The 4,211-nt window shown below is 42.5% G+C and carries 4 protein-coding genes; 1 reads left to right on the forward strand and 3 read right to left on the reverse strand.

The features are described 5' to 3' along the window. Nucleotides 1-50: 50 nt before the first annotated feature. On the forward strand, nucleotides 51-452 hold the full coding sequence (locus tag VLN09_RS08890; RefSeq protein ID WP_325245717.1) for an STAS/SEC14 domain-containing protein: 402 nt from the start codon (nucleotides 51-53) through the stop codon (nucleotides 450-452). Between the two features lie 96 nt (nucleotides 453-548). Here the strand turns inward: VLN09_RS08890 and ispE are convergent, their stop codons facing one another. The 3 genes from ispE to VLN09_RS08905 form a co-directional block, all read right to left on the reverse strand. Then, nucleotides 549-1,505: a 4-(cytidine 5'-diphospho)-2-C-methyl-D-erythritol kinase gene (ispE, locus tag VLN09_RS08895; protein ID WP_325245719.1), complete on the reverse strand. Its 957-nt coding sequence runs from the start codon at nucleotides 1,503-1,505 to the stop codon at nucleotides 549-551. Between the two features lie 91 nt (nucleotides 1,506-1,596). Then, nucleotides 1,597-2,238 (reverse strand): lipoprotein insertase outer membrane protein LolB, encoded by a 642-nt coding sequence (lolB, locus tag VLN09_RS08900; protein WP_325245721.1) that lies wholly within the window; start codon nucleotides 2,236-2,238, stop codon nucleotides 1,597-1,599. A 184-nt stretch (nucleotides 2,239-2,422) separates the two neighbouring features. Then, on the reverse strand, nucleotides 2,423-4,211 hold a 1,789-nt coding region (locus VLN09_RS08905), incomplete at its 5' end, for a tetratricopeptide repeat protein (RefSeq protein ID WP_325245723.1).

Raw genomic sequence — 4,211 nt, forward strand, 5'->3', positions numbered from 1 at the left:
AGTATGGATATAAACAGCATCACCAATACAAATGAAATAAGGAGAGTGACATGACTTATATTCTAACTCAACCTAATAACAATCATATTGAGCTAACTATCAATGGCAAGATAAGCAGTGATGATATGAATAATCTACTTGATGAATGGATGCAAGCAACGGCTTCTATGGTTCAGGCTAACCCAAATACAGAGCGACAAAACGCTACCTTGCTTTATCGCATTAATAGTTTTGCTATGCCATCGTTTTCGGCGTTAATGAATGAGATGAAACGTATGCCTGAGCTGTGGGCAACAATGAAGTATTTTGGCAAGATGGCTGTAATTAGTGAACAGCAATGGCTACAAAAGGTTGCTGAAATTGAAGGCTTTATGATCCCAGGTTTGGATATTAAAGGATTTAATCCTGACGAAGAGTCAGCTGCTAAGATTTGGCTAGGAATTCAAGATTAGCCTGTATACTGAGCTTCAGTAGGGTATGCTCAGTATACTGATTTTAAGAGTTGCACATTTTGTCGGTGCATAAAAAGCATCTTACGAAACGACTGCTTACGATGATAAGTTGTTTACCACATACCCTGCACAAGGCGCATCTGCAATCCATCTTGCCAAAAGCGCTTTATTAGTAGCAATACTCGTATCCAATGGCAAAAATACCGCGCTACCAGAGCCGGTCATCCGTGCTCTACCCAATGCTTGTTTCTCTAAACCTTGTAAATAACGTAATGCTTCATCGACAGCAGGAGCAAGGCTGGTGACTACTGGCATAAAGACATTGTGATAAGGCGTGTCTAAATATTGTACATAATCATTGGACTGCTTTTTAATAGTCTCAATCGATATCGCAGGGATATCTCGCTGTAGTTTAGGATGTGCGAAAAGCTCAGTAGTATTAACGTGAGCATTAGGCGTCAATACTAAATATTGCTGCTCGGGCAAATCAATGGCGGTCAGCTCTTCACCAATGCCCATGGCAATGGCATCTTGTCCAAAGATAAATATTGGTACATCTGCGCCGATAGTTGTACCGATTCTTATCAGCGCATCACAATTAAAATTAAGCTGCCATATCTCATTAAGCACAAGTAATGTTGTCGCCGCATTAGAGGAGCCGCCGCCCAAACCTGCGCCCATGGGTAAATGCTTATCTAATGTTACAGATACTTGCGGTAATTTTTCAGGTAGATTATTTGATGTTATAGCTGCGGACAACAATGCTCGCGCAGCTTTAAAAATCAAATTATCTTCTATACTGCTCGTTATCGTATCGGCACCAGTCAATGTAATTAGCTGGCTACCAAGGCTATTGATGTCTGCTGTGCTATCTATAGGAATGGCTTTATCTGCTATCGAAAAATGCAGATAGTCGCCCCAATCGAGCAGACGAAACACAGTTTGCAAATCATGATAGCCATCAGCACGCTTACCGGTGATATGCAAAAACAAATTAATCTTTGCCGGTGATAAACGCGAGATAACAGATGCAGCAGTGGTGCTATTGGTCATAAATAACCGTCTTTATAAGTTGTGCTTAAATATGGGTATTAAACATTATTATGAAAGCGCTATGCAAAATAGCGATTCAATTTAAGTACCGTTATTGTTTTTTATGGTCGATTGTCATAACGACTTTATTGCCTTGCGACTGAACTGCACTGATTTTATTTGGTAATTTATCATTGCCTTTATAGCTGAAGCTGGCTTGCCATTCGCCATTGATTGAGCTGATTAAACGATTTTGGGCATCCAACTGCGGCGCGCTATCTGAAGGCGCTGAGCGACCAGAAATCCAGTAAGGCATTTGTGAAATAGGGGCTTGCCAGCCAGTGGCTTTTTTCAATAGGGTTTCAGGGTCAGTAGCATTCAATGTGCCGGTTTTTTCGCTCACCAGAGTGGCTGATTGACCATTGTATTCGATATTGGTTTTACCAATACCAAGCGCACCGATAAGTTCAATAGCAAAGCGGTCGTTTTGTTGCCCCCATGCATAGAAGGCACTGCCGCCTTGGGTGCCCGTCGTACCGCTCGCTGGTGTCGTAACACCGATTTTACCTGTGATATTAAAGCTTTCAAGTTTTTTTGGTTGCTCAGCGTTTTGACCTTGTATGATGTCAGTCGGCTGGTTGGGGGTATTGCCGGTTTTTAATGACTGACACCCTGACAAGATTGCGACCGATGCTGTCATAGCTGTAAATAGGGCTAATTTATTGCGCTTATAAGAAATTATTGATGCTGACATGATGTTTCCTCAAAAATAGACAAATTTGCAAAATCATTGTTTCGAAAATAGGTTAGCTTAAGTGTTATTTGTTACTCGGTTATGCGTGGCTGTTAGCTTCTTATAAGTGGCTTGTAATAATAGGACGCAATACCTTAACACTGAGATACGCTATGCCGTGACTCATTAATTATACTGTTTGCTATTAATAGAGTTGTATACGGTCATTGATATTGCGCTGCCCAAATGAAAAGCGCTGCTGCAAGTCGGCGAGTAATGTCTCAACTTTTTCATTGTCACCTAAGCCTTGATAAGCGCGTAACAGCAGAGTCCCCGAGCGTAGAGTAGGGAGTACATCGTAAGGGGTCTGTAGATAGTCGATAACTTGCTGATAATTCTCGTTTGCCAGCGCATTACTTGCCAACACATTAAGGGCTTGTAGATGCAGCTCATTGTCATAGCGTGGGTCATCGTAGCGGATTTGTATAATCGCGGTTGCCAGCGCCAACCCTTGCTCGGAGCCACGTTCATTGGTTAGTAGCAATTGTGCGTAACTCAGCTGATAAGCAGGATTATTAGGGTCGAGCGCTTGCAGGTGATTGAGCAAGGTGCGCTTGACGATATAGTCTTCTTTATCATCAAGAAGTTGGGCGCGTGCAAAAAGAAGCATCTCATTATCTGGGTATTTACGAGCAGCCTTAGTTAATAGGCGTAATGCTTCTGCAGATTCATTTTGCTGCCATAAGATATCGGCTTGCAACACAAAACTATCGGGGGCAAATACGCTAAAATCTTTACGCAGTTTTTCTAACGTTGCAATAGCGGCATCGACATCATCATTAAGTAACTCTACAGCGACCACTTTTCGCCGCGCTTCCAATACCAAATCCTCTTGCATGACAGCATTGAGATAGTATTTGGCTTGCTCAAAATTTTGCTGACGCTCGGCACTGATGCCAAGATAATAATAAGACTGATCAAGATAAGCGGGGTTTTTGGCTAAGGTGTTGAGTAGCTTATCGGCGCTAGCGTACTTTTCGATATCTAAGCTGACCAGTGCTGCTAACAAAGTTATCTCAGCATCATCGGTAAAGCGCTCGTGAGCCACAAGCAAAAGCTGCCATGCTTGCTCGTTTTGTTTTAAATCAAGTAAATAGCGAATCTCATATAAGTATAGGTTTTTGCTATCTGCATTACGCAAGCGTGCTTGGCTAAGATAATCAATGACCGCTGTCGATGGCTCGATTTTTCGCAAGATATCTGCTTTTAACGTAATAAAAGGCACATAATCCGGCTGCCGTTCAAGTGCTCGATTGATATGAACGATAGCAATCTCAGGCTCATTAAACTGGTAAAGTAAACCGGCTTTTAAGACTGAAAGCGAGGCATTCTGCTCACTGTCGATAGGTTGCAAGGCATTAAGTAGTTCGCGCTTATCTTCATCACTGTTTGGATAAATGCCAATCAGGATTTCACTCAGGTCAGCGCGCGGATCGTAGCTTAAGATACGATTTAGGGTCTCGACGGCCAATTCATAATCGTGCGCGCGCAGTGCCAAGTGAGCAACATAAAACCAAGCGGGCACATGATCTGGGTTTTCATCTCGCCATGCTTTAGCAAATTGTAAGGATTCTTCAACCCTATCATTGCGTAATGATAAGCTTAGCGCTCTTTCAAATACCGCTGTGGCATCTTGTTTAAAGGATTGCTGTTTATAGATAGTCAGTGCACGCTCGGTATCATCACGATTGGCTGAAAACTCTGCATCCAATAGTGCATACAAGCTTGGTTCATTAAAATCTGATGTAGAGCTTTCGGTTAAAGAATTGTTAGAGGCCTTAATCGTCATGGTAATAGTGGTCTTACTGGAACTAATAGGGGATATTTGGGGCAAAAGTGTGTTTGATGCGGCGCTTGCATGGGCAGCATGAGCAGGGAATCCTAGGCACAAAAAAACCGCCAGCGAAAACGCTAGCTTATAACGTTGGCATAGA

The sequence above is a fragment of the Psychrobacter sp. genome (assembly GCF_035469765.1).
In the GTDB taxonomy this organism is placed as follows: domain Bacteria; phylum Pseudomonadota; class Gammaproteobacteria; order Pseudomonadales; family Moraxellaceae; genus Psychrobacter.